General features: G+C 27.5%; 14 protein-coding genes. 10 read left to right on the top strand and 4 right to left on the bottom strand.

Annotated features, from left to right (window positions below):
* The first annotated feature begins 39 nt into the window (after nt 1-39).
* Together GYM72_RS06535 and GYM72_RS06540 are read left to right on the top strand one after the other, a co-directional pair.
* Entirely contained in the window at nt 40-852 is an 813-nt protein-coding gene (locus tag GYM72_RS06535) for a M12 family metallopeptidase (protein ID WP_220263846.1), read from the top strand.
* Nucleotides 853-949: 97 nt separating this feature from the next.
* On the top strand, nt 950-2,185 hold the full coding sequence (locus tag GYM72_RS06540; protein WP_220263847.1) for a matrixin family metalloprotease: 1,236 nt from the start codon (nt 950-952) through the stop codon (nt 2,183-2,185).
* 83 nt (nt 2,186-2,268) lie between these two features.
* Here GYM72_RS06540 and GYM72_RS06545 read toward each other — a convergent pair whose 3' ends face one another.
* Nucleotides 2,269-3,861, bottom strand: a complete 1,593-nt coding sequence (locus GYM72_RS06545) for a peptide chain release factor 3 (protein WP_220263848.1) — start codon at nt 3,859-3,861, stop codon at nt 2,269-2,271.
* Between the two features lie 377 nt (nt 3,862-4,238).
* On the opposite strand from GYM72_RS06545, the gene GYM72_RS06550 reads away from it, so the two are divergent.
* The 7 genes from GYM72_RS06550 (at nt 4,239) to GYM72_RS06575 (ending at nt 10,811) form a co-directional block, all read left to right on the top strand.
* A complete protein-coding gene (locus GYM72_RS06550; RefSeq protein WP_220263849.1) occupies nt 4,239-5,297 on the top strand; it encodes a nucleoid-associated protein in 1,059 nt (352 codons plus the stop codon).
* Nucleotides 5,298-5,351: 54 nt separating this feature from the next.
* Nucleotides 5,352-5,981, top strand: coding sequence for a 4'-phosphopantetheinyl transferase superfamily protein (locus GYM72_RS06555; RefSeq protein ID WP_220263850.1), 630 nt, complete (start codon nt 5,352-5,354; stop codon nt 5,979-5,981).
* A 49-nt stretch (nt 5,982-6,030) separates the two neighbouring features.
* Entirely contained in the window at nt 6,031-7,905 is a 1,875-nt protein-coding gene (locus GYM72_RS06560; RefSeq protein WP_220263851.1) for a glycosyltransferase family 9 protein, read from the top strand.
* A 67-nt stretch (nt 7,906-7,972) separates the two neighbouring features.
* Nucleotides 7,973-8,449, top strand: coding sequence for a CYTH domain-containing protein (locus GYM72_RS06565; RefSeq protein WP_220263852.1), 477 nt, complete (start codon nt 7,973-7,975; stop codon nt 8,447-8,449).
* 463 nt (nt 8,450-8,912) lie between these two features.
* Nucleotides 8,913-9,035, top strand: a complete 123-nt coding sequence (locus tag GYM72_RS09925) for a hypothetical protein (protein ID WP_255571464.1) — start codon at nt 8,913-8,915, stop codon at nt 9,033-9,035.
* Between the two features lie 15 nt (nt 9,036-9,050).
* Nucleotides 9,051-9,314 (top strand): hypothetical protein, encoded by a 264-nt coding sequence (locus tag GYM72_RS06570; RefSeq protein ID WP_220263853.1) that lies wholly within the window; start codon nt 9,051-9,053, stop codon nt 9,312-9,314.
* Between the two features lie 312 nt (nt 9,315-9,626).
* Nucleotides 9,627-10,811 (top strand): MFS transporter, encoded by a 1,185-nt coding sequence (locus tag GYM72_RS06575; RefSeq protein WP_220263854.1) that lies wholly within the window; start codon nt 9,627-9,629, stop codon nt 10,809-10,811.
* Nucleotides 10,812-13,269: 2,458 nt separating this feature from the next.
* On the opposite strand, the gene pncA is transcribed toward GYM72_RS06575, so the two are convergent.
* Entirely contained in the window at nt 13,270-13,869 is a 600-nt protein-coding gene (gene pncA, locus GYM72_RS06580; protein WP_220263855.1) for a bifunctional nicotinamidase/pyrazinamidase, read from the bottom strand.
* 164 nt (nt 13,870-14,033) lie between these two features.
* On the opposite strand from pncA, the gene pncB reads away from it, so the two are divergent.
* Nucleotides 14,034-15,203 (top strand): nicotinate phosphoribosyltransferase, encoded by a 1,170-nt coding sequence (gene pncB, locus GYM72_RS06585; RefSeq protein ID WP_220263856.1) that lies wholly within the window; start codon nt 14,034-14,036, stop codon nt 15,201-15,203.
* Nucleotides 15,204-15,390: 187 nt separating this feature from the next.
* Here the strand turns inward: pncB and GYM72_RS06590 are convergent, their stop codons facing one another.
* The gene (locus tag GYM72_RS06590) at nt 15,391-16,275 is read right to left on the bottom strand and encodes a GRP family sugar transporter (protein ID WP_220263857.1); all 885 of its coding nucleotides are present in this window, start codon (nt 16,273-16,275) and stop codon (nt 15,391-15,393) included.
* A 26-nt stretch (nt 16,276-16,301) separates the two neighbouring features.
* Nucleotides 16,302-17,081, bottom strand: a complete 780-nt coding sequence (locus GYM72_RS06595) for an SDR family NAD(P)-dependent oxidoreductase (protein ID WP_160564089.1) — start codon at nt 17,079-17,081, stop codon at nt 16,302-16,304.
* Nucleotides 17,082-17,543 lie beyond the last annotated feature (462 nt).

Here is a 17,543-nt window from a genome sequence, read left to right on the forward strand (position 1 = left end):
TTTTTTCCTATATTTGATAAATTTATAAATATTATGATTATGAAAAATTTTACTTTTTTTTTACTATTATTTTCATCTGCTTTCTTGGTTTCTTGTAATGAGGAATCATTAACTTCTGACATTTATCCTGAGAATAAATCCTCAGAAAATGAAAAATTTTGTGTAGATGTCTTTCTACCCGGAGATAATTTTCAGACCCCAGAATTGGATAAAGAAGTTTCCGGTTATGGTGTAACCACCATTATAAAAAAATGGAATCCCGGAGATACCATTAAAATCAAATTTTTAAATGGTTCATCGTATTTGCAAGATAAAGTCAGAACATATGCAAGTGAATGGCTTCAGTTCGCTAATTTAACATTCAAATTTGTTACTGCGGATCAATATGCCGATATTAAAATCAATTTTGATAACAGCGGAAAATCATGGTCTTATGTGGGCACCGATTCAAAATACATTTCTCAACAAAGTCCTTCTTTAAACTTTGGTTGGTTTACGGATTTTACTCCTGAAAATGAATTATCTAAAACAATTCTTCATGAATTCGGTCATGTTCTTGGATTACATCATGAACATCAAAACCCTAATTCAAATATAAAATGGAATAAACCGGTAGTATATGCTTATTTTGAAGGTGCACCTAATTATTGGAATAAGGACAAAGTGGATTTTGAAATTTTTTATAAATACAGCAAGGCATTAACTAATTATTCGGCTTTTGATAAACATTCTATCATGCTTATTTCATTTCCTGCTTCATTCACTTTGAATCATTGGCATAGTCAACCCAATTATAAATTATCTTCTACTGACAAGAAATTTATTGCTAAGCAATATCCAAGAAGTAAATAAATTTTTAAAATCACTTTATATAACTCCTATTACTTTATTCAAAGTAATATTCCTAAATATTTATCTAAAATTTATAAAACCTTAAAAAATTTAAAATATGAAAAAATTTACCTATTTATTTTTAATAATTGCAAGCCTATTTGTATATATGGTTTCCTGTACTGAAGATTCATTAAATTCTGACATTGTGCCGGATAAAAATATAGCTCAAAAAGAACATTTTTGTTTAGATGCTTATTTACCGGATGACATTATTCAAGCCCAAGATTCAACTCAAGAAGTTATTGCTAATGGAGTAATTAATAAATTTAATAAATGGAATACAGGACAAACTATAAAAATTAAATTTTTAAACGGAAACTCTTATTTACAGAATAAAGTAAAACAATTTGCCGGTGAATGGTTGAAATATGCTAATTTAAACTTTGAATATGTTCCTGCTTATCAATATGCTGATATAAAAATAAATTTTGATAATAGTGGTCAGTCTTGGTCTTATGTTGGAACAGATGCTAAATATATTACCCAACGTATTCCTACCATGAATTTCGGGTGGTTTACAGATTCAACTCCTGATTACGAGTTTTCAAGGACAATAATTCACGAATTCGGACATGCACTTGGATTACAACATGAGCATCAAAGCCCCGCTGCTAATATTCAGTGGAATAGACAGAAAGTATATGAATATTATGCCGGAGAACCTAATTATTGGAGCCAAGCGTATGTGGATAGTAATGTTTTTAATAAATATAATTCAACTACAACTAATTATTCTTCCTTTGACAGTCAATCAATTATGCTATATTCTATTCCTGCATCTTTAACTTTAAATGGGTGGTCAAGCGGTTGGAATACCGTACTTTCCGAAATGGATAAAAGATTTATATCTGAACAGTATCCCGGCAGGTATGTATATGTAGAAACAAAAAATTTCTACATGTTTTATAATTATATAAATGGGCATCATTATTATAGTACTAATTATAAGGAATTTAATAAAAAATATTATCAAGGAATACTTGGAAAAATTTTATCAAATCCATCTAATGGAGCCTATCCTATTTTTAGATATTATAATTATAAAGATGGAGATCATTTATATACAATAAATTGGAATGAATTACAAAGTGGTGGTCAAAAGGGATGGATTTATGAAGGAATAATCGGTTATGCTTATAATACCCAGATACCTAACACAATTCCTGTACACCGTTATTATAAAAATCGTTATAAAGCAGACCATTTTTATACAACCGATAATATTAAGCCTAATTTAATTTTCAATAATAAATATCAATATGAAGGCATAGCATTTTATATTTTAAGATAATAGTAACGGATACTATTGTTCGTTAAAAAAAGAGAGCTAAAAAAAATTTAGCTCTCTTTTACAATGCTTTTTATATATTTTACCTAAAATTCATTCGTAAAATGAAGTTTTACCGATGGAAATTTTTCTTGAGTCATGGTTATACTAAATGCAGAATCAGCTAAGAAGACTAATTGCCCAAACTTATCTTTAGCTAAGAATTTTTGTTTCACCCGCTTAAATTCTAAAAATTCCGATGATTTTTCATCCTCTGTTTCAACCCAACATGCTTTATGTATATGAATTGGTTCATAACTGCATTTTGCTGAATACTCATGTTCTAAACGATATTGTATTACTTCAAATTGCAGCGCACCCACTGTTCCTATGATTTTCCTGTTATTCATTTCCAACGTGAATAATTGTGCAACTCCTTCATCCATTAATTGATCAATACCTTTTGCCAACTGCTTAGTTTTCATAGGGTCTTCATTATTTATATAACGGAAATGTTCCGGTGAAAACGATGGAATTCCCTTGAAATTTAATTTTTCTCCTTCTGTTAAGGTGTCCCCGATCCTGAAATTACCGGTATCGTGCAAACCAACAATATCTCCGGGAAAACTTTCTTCGACAACTTCTTTTTTATCGGCAAAAAAGGCTGCAGGACTGCTAAATTTCATGGTTTTATTTTGACGTACATGCAGATAATTGGTATTTCGTTTAAAAGTTCCGGATACAATTTTTACAAAAGCTAAACGATCCCGATGTTTAGGATCCATATTGGCATGAATTTTAAATACAAATCCCGTAAAACTCGTTTCTTCCGGTTTAACTAATCGTATATCGCTCATTTTAGGTAGCGGATTGGGTGCAATTTCAACGAATGCATCTAATAATTCCTGAACTCCAAAATTATTTAATGCGGAACCGAAAAATACCGGCTGTAAGGTTCCGTTCAAATATTCTTCTTTTGAAAATTTTGGGTAAACCGAGTGTATTAATTCTTGTTCATTCCTTAGATTTTCTGCTGCTTGGTCGCCAATAAGTTCATTGACTATTGGATCATTAATATCTTTAATTTCAATACTCTCTCCTACTTTTTGTTTTTTTTCTTCGGTGAAGAATTTAAAATTATTCTCCCACATATTAAAGATTCCTTGAAAATCTAATCCCATACCGATGGGCCAAGATAATGGTGTAACCCTTAATTGTAACTTTTGTTCAACTTCATCTAATAAATCAAAGGCATCTTTACCCTCGCGATCGAGTTTATTGATAAATACCAACATAGGAATATTCCTCATTCTACAAACTTGAACCAATTTTTCGGTTTGTTCTTCAACTCCTTTAGCTACATCTATAACTACAATTACTGAATCTACGGCAGTTAATGTTCTATAGGTATCTTCAGCAAAATCTTTATGCCCGGGTGTATCTAATATGTTTATTTTTTTTCCTTTATATTCAAAGGCTAATACAGAAGTAGCAACCGAAATACCTCTTTGTCTTTCAATCTCCATAAAATCTGAGATTGCTCCTTTTTTGATTTTATTGCTTTTTACAGCTCCTGCTTCTTGAATTGCTCCACCAAATAAAAGTAATTTTTCTGTTAAGGTTGTTTTACCAGCATCCGGATGGGATATAATTCCAAAAGTTTTCCTTCTTTTAATTTCTTTTTCTAAAGTGGTTCCCATATTTTATTAAATGTTTGCAAATATAAACTATTTAAAATTTCTAATTTTCAATGTAACTGATTTGTTTTTCGTAGAATTTCTGTAATGAATAAGATAAATAATTAATAAAAATCCTATTCAAATTTTTTAGGAGAATATTAGAGTTAATTTATAAATATTTTTATTTAAAATAATTTTAAATGAATTCTAAAAAATATTGATATCATTTTAAATGAAAATAAGATTTTTTGATTTTGGATTTCACTAATTTATTTTAGAACAAGGAGTTTGTTTTGAGTAAATTACATTATTTCAATAATCAAAATAAATTAGTTATGAATAATATTTACTGATATTTTTAAATGAATTACTTTTGTAATTCTTTATCAGGCAAATTTATGACGATTAATTTAAAACATGCTGTAATTTCCAAATTAACTTTACAATTTTCCGGTAATAAACTACGTGAAGAAAAAAACATTTATGCCGGTGATTTATTTCATTTAAATGAAAAAGAGGAAGAGGCTATGCAACCCTATTTTCTTTCTCCTTTTAAAAAAAATTTGGAATACTATGAATTTACTCATTATACCCAAGACATAAATTTTAATATTTTATATTCTTTATGTAAAGATGTTTTTGAAGATTCCATAGATTTTGTAAGTTTTTCAGACAAAGTTTTGGATCATCTTTATGAAAGATCCAATCACCCACAAATTAAAAAAGGCGAAATTTTTATCGCTTTATTCAATGATATTGATATTGGACAGGAGTCTAAAATTTCCGGCATCGGAATATTCAAATTAGAAAATAAAAACAAATTTCTTCGATTTAAGCATTCTGACATTGTTGAATGCGCCATACAGAAAGGTTTTAGATTAGATTCATCCATTGATAAGAGTTGTTTAATACTTAATACACATAAAGAAAGTGGTTATAATATATTGGTACATGATGATGCTCATGTAGAATCCGAATATTGGAAAAAGTCATTCCTGGAAGTAGATTATATTAAAGATGATTCGTATCAGACTAAAAATTATATTAATTTATTATCTGATTTTTCACAACAAGTAATTTTTGAGGAAAAAGGAAAAAAGATTCAAACTGAATTTATCAGTAATTGTCTTCAAGTATTTAATGAAAATGAAACGATAACTGAAGAAATTTTAGAAAAGGAATTATTGGAAAATTATGATATGGTTGATGAATTCAAATCATATAAAAAAGACTATTCAGAAAATTCAGGGGTTCAATTTTCGGAAATTTTTGATGTTTCTACCAATGCTTTAGCAAGGGAAAAAAGAAAAATTAAAACTGACATTAAATTAGATACATATATTCAAATTAAATTGGATATTAACAGACCCGAAGCTTCCGAAGATTTTCTAGAGCAAGGGTATGATGAAGAAAAGAAAATGTTTTATTACAAAGTATTTTATAATTCAGAGTTATAAGAGAATTATTATAATTTTATATATTTACTTACTAATCTATTTAAATAATCTTAAATGCCTATTGTAGATTTTATTATACCTGATTATTTTACGAGAATAGTTACTTGGAAAGTCAGTGAAACTAATGAGGAATTGTTACGGATATTAAAATTAGATAACATAAGACAAGGTAAATATGATTCTTTAACACCTAAAAGAAAACGCGAATATTTAGGATTACGAGCTTGTTTAATGGCTTTAGGTTTAGATAGTGCCGTGAAATACACTAAAAAAGGAAAACCCTATGTTGAAGGAACTTACAATATTTCCGTATCTCATTCACATGGAGTAGTCTGTGTTGGTGCCTCATCTTTCAACATTGGCGTAGATATTGAATTAGAAAGAGATGAAAAAATTAACACTATAAAATATAAGTTTATTCGAAAGGATGAATTTGAATTCATACCAAAAGGTGAGGAAAAGGACTATTATCATATTCTATGGGGATTAAAAGAAGCCCTGTATAAAATACACCATGGAAACTTATGGTCTTTTTTAAATCACTACAGAGTAGAACCCTTTCAATTGAAAAGTGATAAACCTATTGTATGTTGGATTATTGATAAAAAAGCGAGTGTTAAATATTATGCCTACTATAAAAAAATAAATAATTATTACATGACTTATGTTCTAAATTATGAATAATTTTTTTTTCTACTTTTGCCGAACTATTTTATGATTAAATATTATATTTTTGAAAAAAGCATTAATTATACAAAATAAATTTATCGGGGATGTTTTAGTAGCCAGTGTACTTGCTAAAAATTTAAAAAAAATATTTTCTAATATTGAAGTTCATTTTTTTTGCTATAATAATGCTATTCATATCCTTCAGAACAATCCCTATATAGATAAAATTATTGGGTTTGAAGATTCTGAATTAAAAAAATTAACTGTTTTATGGGAGTATACAAAATACATACAAAAAGAAAGATATGATCTACTATTCGATCCTTATGCTAAATTGCAAAGTCGTTTTATAACGTTATTTTCTAAAGCTCAAAGGAAAGTTAGTTTTGATAAACCTTTTTTTAAGTATTTTTATACGGATGTTTTTGTTGAGGAAAAGTTTCCTAAGTTTATACATTGTACATCTATCGAAAATAGATGCCTTTTACTTTCTCCTTTTGTAGAGGATTTTTCTAAAATTGACTTTAAAACCGAAATATATTTAACCGAGCAAGAAATAAATAATGCTAAAAAATTAATGATCGATTCCGGAGTCAGTTTTACTAAACCTATCATTATTATTGGCATATTGGGAAGCAGTTTAAAAAAATCTTGGCCTTTATCTTATATGGCTGAATTAATTAATTACTTGTTAAAGCATTACGATATAGATATTTTATTTAATTATATTCCTAAGCAACAAAAAGAAGCGGATGATCTTTTAAAAGAAATTGAACATAAAGAAAAAATATTTACTTCTATTCTTGGAAATAATATTCGAGAATTTGCTGCCATATTATCTAATTGCAATGCATTGATAGCCAATGAAGGGGGAGCTGTTAATATTGCTAAGGCTATTCAAAAGCCAACATTTTCAATATTCTCACCTCATAAATTTAGAAAAGATTGGGGATGTTATGAAAATTTACTTATTCATAAAAGTTTTCATTTGATGGACATTTTCCCTGAAATATATACAGAATATTCACTTAAAGAAATTTTACGTAAGCCTGAACCTTTTTATAAACTAATGAACCCGAAAATGTTACTTGGTAAAATTGATAATTTTTTATTAAATATTCTAGGAATCAATAAAATGAAATCCAATTTACCACAAGAAATTGAAACCAAAAAACCAAAAATAACTGCTTTATGTATCACCTATAACGAGGAGGAAAATGTTGATCGATTTATGAGAGATATTTCTTTTGCCGATGAGATAATCGTAGTGGATTCATTTAGTACAGATAGAACGAAGGAACGTTTTAAAAAATATCCTAATGTAATTTTTATTGAAAGAATATTTGATAATTTCACAAATCAAAAGAATTTTGCTATTGAACGCGCGACTCATGAATGGATAGTATTTTTTGATTTAGATGAACATATACCGATTGCTCTTAAAAATGAAATATTAATAACTGTAAATTCTCCATTTCCTAGAGATGCTTATTGGATAAAAAGAAATTTTTATTTTAAAGACAAACTCCTGAAACACAGCGGATGGAAGAATGATAAAGTAATACGTTTATTTAAAAAAGATAAATCCTTATATAAAAGCAGTAAACTTGTTCATGAAGAAATAGAATGTAAAACCGAACCAGGATATTTAAAAAATAGATTAGATCATTATTCTTTTAACTCTGAAGAAAAATATTTAGATAAATTAGATAAATATTCCCGACTTAAAGCAAAAGAATTATTTGAAAAGGGTAAAAAATCTAATTTTCTACATCACCATATTAAACCTATATATCGTTTTCTCCATCATTATATTATTCAATTTGGTTTTTTAGATGGAAAAGAGGGATATATTATTTCTAAAATGTATTCACAATATGTTTCCGACAGATATAAATATTTAGATAAACTTTGGAAATCTAAAAAGAACCAAAACTAACTTTAAATATTCGTATTTATTTATAATTTACAAATGAAATATTCAATAAAATTGTTTATTACATCATATGGGACAAGAAATTGAAAGGAAATATTTAATTACAGGAGAATTTAAATCGAAGGCTATTAAAAGTTTACAAATTAAACAAGGATATCTATCTTCAATACCTGAAAGAACTGTACGTGTTAGAATCCAAGACAATCAAGGTTTTTTAACCATTAAAGGTTCAAATAAAAAAAATAGTATAAGCAGATTTGAATGGGAAAAGGAAATCACAAAAGAAGAGGCTAATGAACTTATACAATTATGTGAAGTAGGTATTATAGATAAAATAAGATATATTGTTCCCTTTGGAGATAAAATAATTGAAGTAGATGAATTTTACGGTGAGAACGAAGGACTAATCCTTGCAGAAATTGAATTAGATGATGAAAATGAAAATATTGAGAAACCGAATTGGTTAGGAAAAGAAGTCACTGACGATCCAAGATATTACAATTCAATGCTTATGAAAAATCCTTATAAAAATTGGGATAATAAATAATTTTTATTTTAAAATAATCTTACAATTAAATTTATTAAACTAATTTTAAATTATTAAATAATTTACCAATCACCATAGAAATAGCTAATAATACAAGAATATTTAAAGTGATTTTATTTAATATTTTAATTGTTACTCTTAATATAATTATTTAATTAAAAACTTAAATAAAAATTATATTCAGAAATAGTATATTGAATCATAGCAACATAATAAATTTATTATATTGATTTATATTGAAAGACAATTAATAGTTTTCTTTTACATTTTCAATTCACTTTAATTTATATTATATTAAGTATTTATAATGGTATAATGGCATAAATTTTGTCTGATATATCTAACCAAAATATTATCAAATTTGTACCATATTCCAGTGTTGTGGGAGGAAATAGTCATTCTGTTATTGCTTGTGATAGGGAAGTACTTTTTAAATAATGTTCTTTCAAATGTTACCAATTAAATGGTTGCAGCAAAGCTTGATACAATTTTACTAAATGTTGATTGGGATAATTTATTTGATTCATCACAAACCTCTAGATATCAATTACCTAACGGGATTAATTTGACGGAAGTAGTGGCATAATGGTTAGAAGAGGAAATGGATTTTTTATCTTGTAATCAATTAATTAGAACCTCTATTAATAGTTTAATAATTAATTGCCACCAAACCGAATGGTCGGCACAGTCCGAAAATGAGGAGGTTCTAGAAGATGCTATTTCTTTTATACAAAATGTAGCTTGGGAATCAATTCGTAAATATATTGCCTTACATATAATGTATTCGAATGATGAATGTGCCGGTATTATTAACTTATCAGGTAGAAAAACATTAAGATTAACAGTACATGAAAAACGAGATTAAAACGATAAACCAACTATTTACATTAAGACCTAGTGTCTCAACATATTCTGTAGAGTTGTCTTCAATTCAAAGATATTATTTTTGAAAGCTTTGAAGAGTTTAATATAGGTAATAATGTTGTTCCTGTTCAGCTTAAGTCAGGTGAATCATATTTTATTTAATTGGTTAGTTTGTTCACAACAGCCATTATGTATTGTTGAGCCGGGAGTTATACCAACTGAAGAGTTAATAAATGAAGCTTTAAATAATATACATAATTGAATAAAAATAATCAATTTATTAAATCAATTTTATATAAAAGGAGTAAATATTATGCATCTACCATCGAAAGATATTATTGTGTTGGCTGTGGGTCAGGCATTAACTACAACTGTTGTTTCGATGCTAACAACCGTCTCAAGCCTTTCCGGTTCATATTTATCACCGAATCCTTCACTTAGCACACTTCCAGTAACTGCTACAGTTATTGGTACTTTATCGATGATATATCCTGCTTCATGGTTGATGGGAATACTCGGTCGTAAAGGTGGTTTTATGTTTAAAGCCGGTGTAGGAATCTTAGGTGGAACAATATGCTGTATAGCCTTGTTGTTGAATCATTTTTATGTACTCGTCCTAGGAGCTTTGTTATTAGGTATTTTTAGTGCTTTTGGTCAATATTATCGGTTTGCTGCAATCGATGCTGCTAAAAACCCGAAGGAGCATGCTTCTGCGATATCTGTTGTAATGGGGGCCGGAGTGATAGGAGGTATTGCCGGTCCTTTTCTCAGTAGTCACTTTTCCGAATTATTTTCACCTGTACCCTATGCTGGTTCTTTTGTAGCTATCATTGCTGTTTGTGTTTGTTTAGCCTTATCACAGTTATTCCTTTCCAGTAATTTAGGACGTAAGGTTTGCCGTACTCCAGATGAAAATAAAACATCAGATCACAATCATAAGTTATTAAGCTTGAATTTTATTCAGATTAGTAGTATTTGTTCTATTGCTTTTGCTGTAATGACTCTAAACATGAATGCCGCACCATTATCATTGCATAAATCTTGCTTTACTTTAACGACAGCATCTAATGTCTTGCAGGTACATTTTATTATGATGTATTTGCCGTCCTTTTTTAATCCTACCTTAGTGAAAATCATTGGACTTAAGGGGCTAGTTACAATCGGAGTTTTAAGTAGTGCATTAGGTTGCTTATTAACTTTATTACCTAACCAAACTCTTGAAATTTATATGATTGAACTCGGATTATTCGGTATAGGATGGAATTTTATGTTCAATGGTGGAACACTTCTATTGATCAAAACATACAGTCCAGCCATGAAAACAAAAGCTCAAGGATTAAACTCATTGTTTGTATATACAGGGAATATCGTTGCTTCATTTTCAGCCGGCGCTTTAATGTACTTATATGGCTGGCAACTAGTTAATTTAATATGTATTCCATTACTAGGTATATCCATATTTATCTTATGGAAAACAAGAGTTAGCAACATTACTTAATTAGTATTCGCTTTAAACCCTCTTTTAGTGAACAGCTGAAATAAGTTACTTTTTCAATTATTAATGTTTACAAAATAAAACATGTTGCATATAAACAAAATAAAGATAAGATCTATTCTCCTGACTATAATTTCTCGGAAATAGTATTAATATCTTGATATAAGAGACAATTCCGATGTTTTTTTACTTGCTGTTGATAATATACTACGGCCTTACCCTCGGCTGCTCGATGATAACGACCATCAGATATTAATCAGTTTTTAGTGGGTTTATAGTGCTATTTTAATAAACTGGCAGCAATATCCAAATGGGTATACTGCTCAAGTAATTGGCAAGTAGATTTAACTCGTTGTCCAAAATAGCGAATATTCAGTTGCCCAAGTCCTACATCAATGCGTTTAGGTACTGTTTTTTAGTATTTGGAGAAGTTTTTGGCAGGCTTTTGCTTCAGTTTTTAAATCAATAGGCTTTACCGGCACTATTGAGTGTGCAAGTCCAATGTTCATAAGACAGTGAATTTTTGTTGTAGTTAGTTTTAAGCCCTTTAATTTTAATAGGGCTTTTTTTTATTTAATACAAAACATTAATTCTATATTTTAACAATACTCATCATTCAATTATAATTTTTTAAGGATATTTTAAACCTTATATTTAAAAATATTTAATTTACTTGCACAACTAAATGGCACAAATATTGTTTTATTATAAATGTTCATAAGGCAGTGAATTTTCGTAGTAGTTAGTTTTAAACCCCATTAATTATGGGGTTTTTTATTTATATATTTAAAATATTGATAGTAATTATTTTACAAAACACCTTATGATATAAATTACTATTTTCATAGTAGTAAACATTAAATTTCAAAATTTATAAATTATTTGCGCAACTCAATGGCACAAATATTGTTTTACTATAAATGTTCATAAGGCAGTGAATTTTCGTAGTAGTTAGTTTTAAGCCCTGTTATTATTAATAGGGCTTTTTTATTATCTTAATTAAAATTTTATCTTATATAATTATATTATTCCGAAGATTTTATACCATTTAATTATTATAAAATAAATATTATATACAAACAATAATTTCATAAAATTATGGCATGAATTTTGTTTTAAAATAATTGTTCATAAGGCAGTGAATTTTCATAGTAGTTAGTTTTAAGTCTCACTTTAAGTAGTGAGACTTTTTTTTATTTAATACATTTTATCAATATATTATTTTAATTATATAATAATATTAGTAAATTTATAATATATTAATACCATGTGATTTTATATTATGGCATGAAATTTGTTTTTAAATAATTATTCATAAGGCAGTGAATTTTCATAGTAGTTAGTTTTAAGTCTCACTTTAAGTAGTGAGACTTTTTTTTATTTAAAGCAATCAATACAACATATTATTTCATAACGTATAAAATTTTACCATATTTATAATATATAAATAAATTAAATATAACTATTATGGCATAGAATTTGCGTATAAACAATTGTTCATAAGGCAGTGAATTTTCATAGTAGTTAGTTTTAAGTCTCACTTTAAGTAGTGAGACTTTTTTTATTTAACATAATTTAAAAGATTATTATTTCATATAATATATAAAATTGAGTATATTATCGTATTTAATTATATTAAATATAATTTTTATGGCATGAATTTTGTTTTTATATAAATGTTCATAAGGCAGTGAATTTTCATAGTAGTTAGTTTTAAGTCCCACTATCATTAGTGGGACTTTCTTTATTTAGTACTTTATTTAAACTATATTATTTCAATTACAAATTTATTATCAATAAATTATTACAATTAAATAAACAAAACACATATATTATGGCATGAAATTTGTCTTAATATAAATGTTCATAAGGCAGTGAATTTTCATAGTAGTTAGTTTTAAGCCCCGTATTACGGGGCTTTTTTATTACCAGAAAAATTATTTTTAACTAAATTCATTATCGAATTAGTCAGCTAAAAAAATACATTTGAATAATAAATTTGATTTAAGATAAGTTTTTTTTAATCCCGTTCTTTTTAATTTGAGAAGAACTTTATTAATAAATTAAATACAAAATATTAGTATTTTTCCAATATATGCTTCATATTATTTTTTTCAATATTTATTTGTTGAAATAATTTATAATGGAAGATTTTATAACATATTAGATCAAAAAACCTAAATTCATATTTATTTTTAAAAATAAAAATAATGTATTCACTATAAATTATCTTAAAAATTATATAAACCCATATAATTTATAATAATTTAACTAGTTAAAATTTTATGGCATGGAATTTGTCTTATTAAAATTGTTCATAAGGCAGTGAATTTTCATAGTAGTTAGTTTTAACCCCGTTCTATAACGGGGTTTTTATTATGATTAAATTAAAACAATAAAATCAATAGTATATATACTTATACTAGTATTTAATTTAAAAATAACTCTAAAAATATTATTGTTATATTTTTTCTATAATATTACCTCCACTTTGTATAAAATTTCTTTTAATATTTTCAAAATTTGATACATCAATAGCTTTTGTAGCATTTTCAATAATAGTGGATGTAAATCCTAATTCCAGAGCATCTTTGGCTGTAAAGTATACACAATAATCTGCCGCTAATCCACAGACAAAAATTTCTTTCACCCCTCTCCCCTTTAAAAAATCTCCTAAACCCGTACATTTTAATTTTCCATTATCATAAAAACCACTATAGCTGTCAATAATAGTATTCACTCCTTTTCTGAAGATCGCTTCTATTTTATTTTGATTCAGTTCCGAAGATATTTCGGCTCCAACAGTGCCTTGAACGCAATGATCCGGCCATAGAACCTGCTCTATACCATTTAAATCTATTTTGTCATACACGCTTTTATTACTATGTTGCGAAGCAAAACTTTTATGTCCTTTGGGATGCCAATCTTGAGTAGCAACGACCAAATCAAATTTTTCCTGAATGGAATTAATAACGGGGATTATTTCATTACCCACTGGTACGGCTAAGCTTCCGCCTTGAAGAAAATCGTTTTGAATATCAACTACTATTAATGCTTTCATTTTAACCCTATATTGTTTTTGATCCGATAAATATAATCTTTTTATTTTTATCTTATTTTCGATAAAAACAAAAGGTTTTATTAATTAAATGGCTTATTAATAATAGTTTTAATCATAAAAATTGTAACTTTGACAAATACCTTTTTAGAAAACATATTTTAATTATGATAATTAAGCATTTTACAGACAACGATTTATATAAATTTTCAGTAATGCATGCCATTCAAAAATTATATCCATGGGCATATGTTAGATATGACTTTATAAATCGAGGAAAAGATGATTTTCCAAAAGGTTTTGCAGAAAGACTGAAAGAAGAAATAAATAAAATGATTAGTTTGAAATTAACTAATGATGAAAAAAATTTTATTTTAAAAAGATGCTATTTTTTAGATCCGTTTTTTGTAGATTTTTTAGAAGGGTACAGATACAATTCTGATGAAGTTCATATTTCCCAAGAAGGTGGTATATTAAACTTGTATGTTGAAGGATATTGGTATAGAACTGTCTTATGGGAAGTTCCGCTTATGGCTATGATATCGGAATTGTATTTTGAAATGATCGGCACAAAGCCAAAAGATATTGAAATTAAAGCTAAAGAAAAAGCGATTGGACTTAAAAATTTAAAAGCCGATTATTCTGAATTTGGTACTCGTAGAAGGTATTCATTCGACGTACAAGATAAAGTTGTAGGAGTATTAAAGGAAAATTCCGATAAATATTTTAAAGGGACCAGCAATGTATATCTTGCCATGAAATATAATACAACTCCAATCGGCACTATGCCTCATGAATGGTTTATGTACCATGGAGCTTTATTCGGTTATCGATCAGCTAACATTAAAGCTCTAGAAGCTTGGGTGGATGTTTTCCAGGGAAGTCTGGGCATTACCTTAACGGACACCTATACAACACATTCATTTTTTAAATCTTTTAATTTAAAATTGGCAAAATTATTTGACGGAGTGCGTTGTGACAGTGGAGATCCACTAAAGTTTACAGAAAAAACTATCGATTTTTATAAGAAAAATAGAATCGATCCTTCTTCAAAAACTATAGTATTTAGTGATTCATTAAATTTAAATGAGGTTAAAAAAATAAAAGAACATGTCAAAGACAGAATCCATGACACTTATGGCATCGGAACATACTTATCTAATGATGTGGGTGTTAAGCCTCTTAATATGGTAATTAAATTAACTCATGTAAAAGAAAAACCTTCTGATGATTATTTAAATGCTGTAAAGTTATCTGATGTTTTAGGTAAAAATACAGGAGACGAAAATGAAATCAATTTCAGCAAATTGTCCTTAGGTTTAAATGAAAATATATGATTGTAATTTCTATCTAATTAAATTTCATATATTATTAAATTATATTTTTTATATAGTATAAATTCGTTACGAGTAGTATATTATATTTAAAAAACTAATATATTTAAAAATTCATGATTACAATATTACTGAATTGATAAATAATTTCTCATAAGCCTCAAAAAAGACTAATACATCTATTCCTAACTTAGGATTTATCGAATACGCCGGACAAATAAATAAAAAATAATCCTACCACGATCACAGTCATACCAATTATAGATGATATCCACTCTTTTTTGGTTTTTCTTTCTTCGTTAAAATAAACTCCCGCAATTACCGAAACAATAATGGATGCTTGACCAACCGGATAGGCTACTGATAATCCTAATTTCATTTGAGAAATCAATATAGCTAAATTACCTATAGCCCACACCACCCCTACAACACTATTTTTCAAAGAATTAAGACTATAGGGATTTACTTTGAAATATAGAAATGCTATAATATTAATACCAATTAGTTGGCCAACAGATTGAGGCAAAAGACTCGACCAACTATCAATATTATAGTATTTTAAAATACCAACATACAATGTAAAACCTAAGGAAGATAATAAATTAACTGAAATTCCTTTACTCCAATTTATTTTTTTAGCATCATCATTTTCGATTACTTCCTTATATGAAGTAAAAATAATTCCTAAAATAATTAACGCTAAAGCACTAAAACCAAATATTTTTGAATTAAGAGTCGACCAATCTCCTAAAAATACGCCTAAAATAGAAGTTCCAATGATCTGAGTTCCATTGGATATGGGCATTGACTTTGAAACTCCCAAATATTTCAATCCCATAAATTGACCTACCGATCCGATTGTCCAAAATAATCCCGATACGATTCCAATTCCTATAATATGAAGATTTAAAGAAGGATGTTTAATGGCATATATAATGCAAGCAAATATAAAACTCCCTATTGCAATACCAAATGATTGTTCTATAACCTTTCCACCTATAAGGGTAGCTATAACGGGAACAAAACCCCAAGATAAAATAGGAATACAGGCTATTAAAAAGTCTGTAATATTCATATTTTAAAGATATAGTGTAAAATCACTTAGGCATTTTGCCCTAATATTGACAATGCTCCATCTACTGTATAAGTTGAACCCGTAACGTAAGAACTTGCATCGGAAGCCAAAAATAAGGCTACATTAGCAACTTCTTCCGGTGTACCGCCTCTTTTCATAGGAATAATATCTTCTTTTTCTTTTAATAACTTCGCTTCATCCGTAAATTGTTTGTTAATAGGAGTAAGTATCATTCCCGGAGCAATATTATTAACTGTTAATTCTCTTGATGCCAATTCAATAGCCAAAGTTCTGGCCAAATTCCTCATTCCGGCTTTAGCTGTATTATAATCAGCATCTCCCGGTCTGCAAATATATTCATGTATAGAAGTCACATTAATAATTCTTGATCCTTTATATGAATTGTTTTTTTTCTTTAGTTTTAAAAATTCTTTGATACAATAGAACGGTCCATATAAATTGGTTTTTATAGTTCTATCCCAATCTTCCAAGTTCATATCCTCCACATATGTATTTTTACCATTTATTCCCGCATTGTTAACTAAAATGTCTATATCGGTAAAATCTTGATTAACCAAATTAAAAAAACTTTGAGTTTCATTATAGTCTGAAACATTTACCTGATATGCTTTAACTTTTACGTTCAATCCTGATAATTCTTGCACCAAATTTTCTGCTCTTTCTTTTCCGGAATGGTAAGTTATAATAACATTAGCTCCTTCATGCGCAAATTTTTCCGCAATCGACTTTCCAATACCTGAACTTGAACCTGTAACTAATGCTGTTTTATTTTGTAAAATTCCCATGTCTTATTATTTAAATTATTTTATTTATAAATTGATAACTTTATTTTTATTTATTATTTTATTATATGACTCATTTATCACATTACTATTTTTATATTATTAACATTAACTAATAAGTAAAGAATTAAATTAAATTTTTAAATTCTTTATTTACCCTTTTTGTTAATTAAATAAGTTCTATTTATTTATAGTTTAAATAGCACTTATTTAGATTTCTTTGCCAAAAATTATGTAGTAGTAAGTAATGGTTGTAGAGTAGTTAAGTTATAAGATATAAAAACAAAATTTTTACGTCTTAATTTTGAAAAAACTCAAAAAAAGTTGCTATAAAATATATGTTTTTTAATGTTATATCAAATATTGTACTTAACTGAAAAAAACAGAAATAAATATTCATTATATAAAAACAGGATATTATATTATAAAGTATTTATACTTTATTTATATTTCAAAATTTTAAAA

Origin of the sequence: Apibacter sp. ESL0404 (genome assembly GCF_019469245.1) — a bacterium.
Lineage (GTDB): Bacteria > Bacteroidota > Bacteroidia > Flavobacteriales > Weeksellaceae > Apibacter.

Excerpts from the sequence above, each read along its gene's own strand:
- GYM72_RS06535 (WP_220263846.1), top strand. The coding sequence starts at position 40 with ATGAAAAATTTTACTTTTTTTTTACTATTATTTTCATCTGCTTTCTTG.
- GYM72_RS06540 (WP_220263847.1), top strand. The coding sequence starts at position 950 with ATGAAAAAATTTACCTATTTATTTTTAATAATTGCAAGCCTATTTGTA.
- GYM72_RS06545 (WP_220263848.1), bottom strand. The coding sequence starts at position 3,861 with ATGGGAACCACTTTAGAAAAAGAAATTAAAAGAAGGAAAACTTTTGGA.
- GYM72_RS06550 (WP_220263849.1), top strand. The coding sequence starts at position 4,239 with ATGACGATTAATTTAAAACATGCTGTAATTTCCAAATTAACTTTACAA.
- GYM72_RS06555 (WP_220263850.1), top strand. The coding sequence starts at position 5,352 with ATGCCTATTGTAGATTTTATTATACCTGATTATTTTACGAGAATAGTT.
- GYM72_RS06565 (WP_220263852.1), top strand. The coding sequence starts at position 7,973 with ATGGGACAAGAAATTGAAAGGAAATATTTAATTACAGGAGAATTTAAA.
- GYM72_RS09925 (WP_255571464.1), top strand. The coding sequence starts at position 8,913 with ATGGTTGCAGCAAAGCTTGATACAATTTTACTAAATGTTGATTGGGAT.
- GYM72_RS06570 (WP_220263853.1), top strand. The coding sequence starts at position 9,051 with ATGGATTTTTTATCTTGTAATCAATTAATTAGAACCTCTATTAATAGT.
- GYM72_RS06575 (WP_220263854.1), top strand. The coding sequence starts at position 9,627 with ATGCATCTACCATCGAAAGATATTATTGTGTTGGCTGTGGGTCAGGCA.
- pncA (WP_220263855.1), bottom strand. The coding sequence starts at position 13,869 with ATGAAAGCATTAATAGTAGTTGATATTCAAAACGATTTTCTTCAAGGC.
- pncB (WP_220263856.1), top strand. The coding sequence starts at position 14,034 with ATGATAATTAAGCATTTTACAGACAACGATTTATATAAATTTTCAGTA.
- GYM72_RS06590 (WP_220263857.1), bottom strand. The coding sequence starts at position 16,275 with ATGAATATTACAGACTTTTTAATAGCCTGTATTCCTATTTTATCTTGG.
- GYM72_RS06595 (WP_160564089.1), bottom strand. The coding sequence starts at position 17,081 with ATGGGAATTTTACAAAATAAAACAGCATTAGTTACAGGTTCAAGTTCA.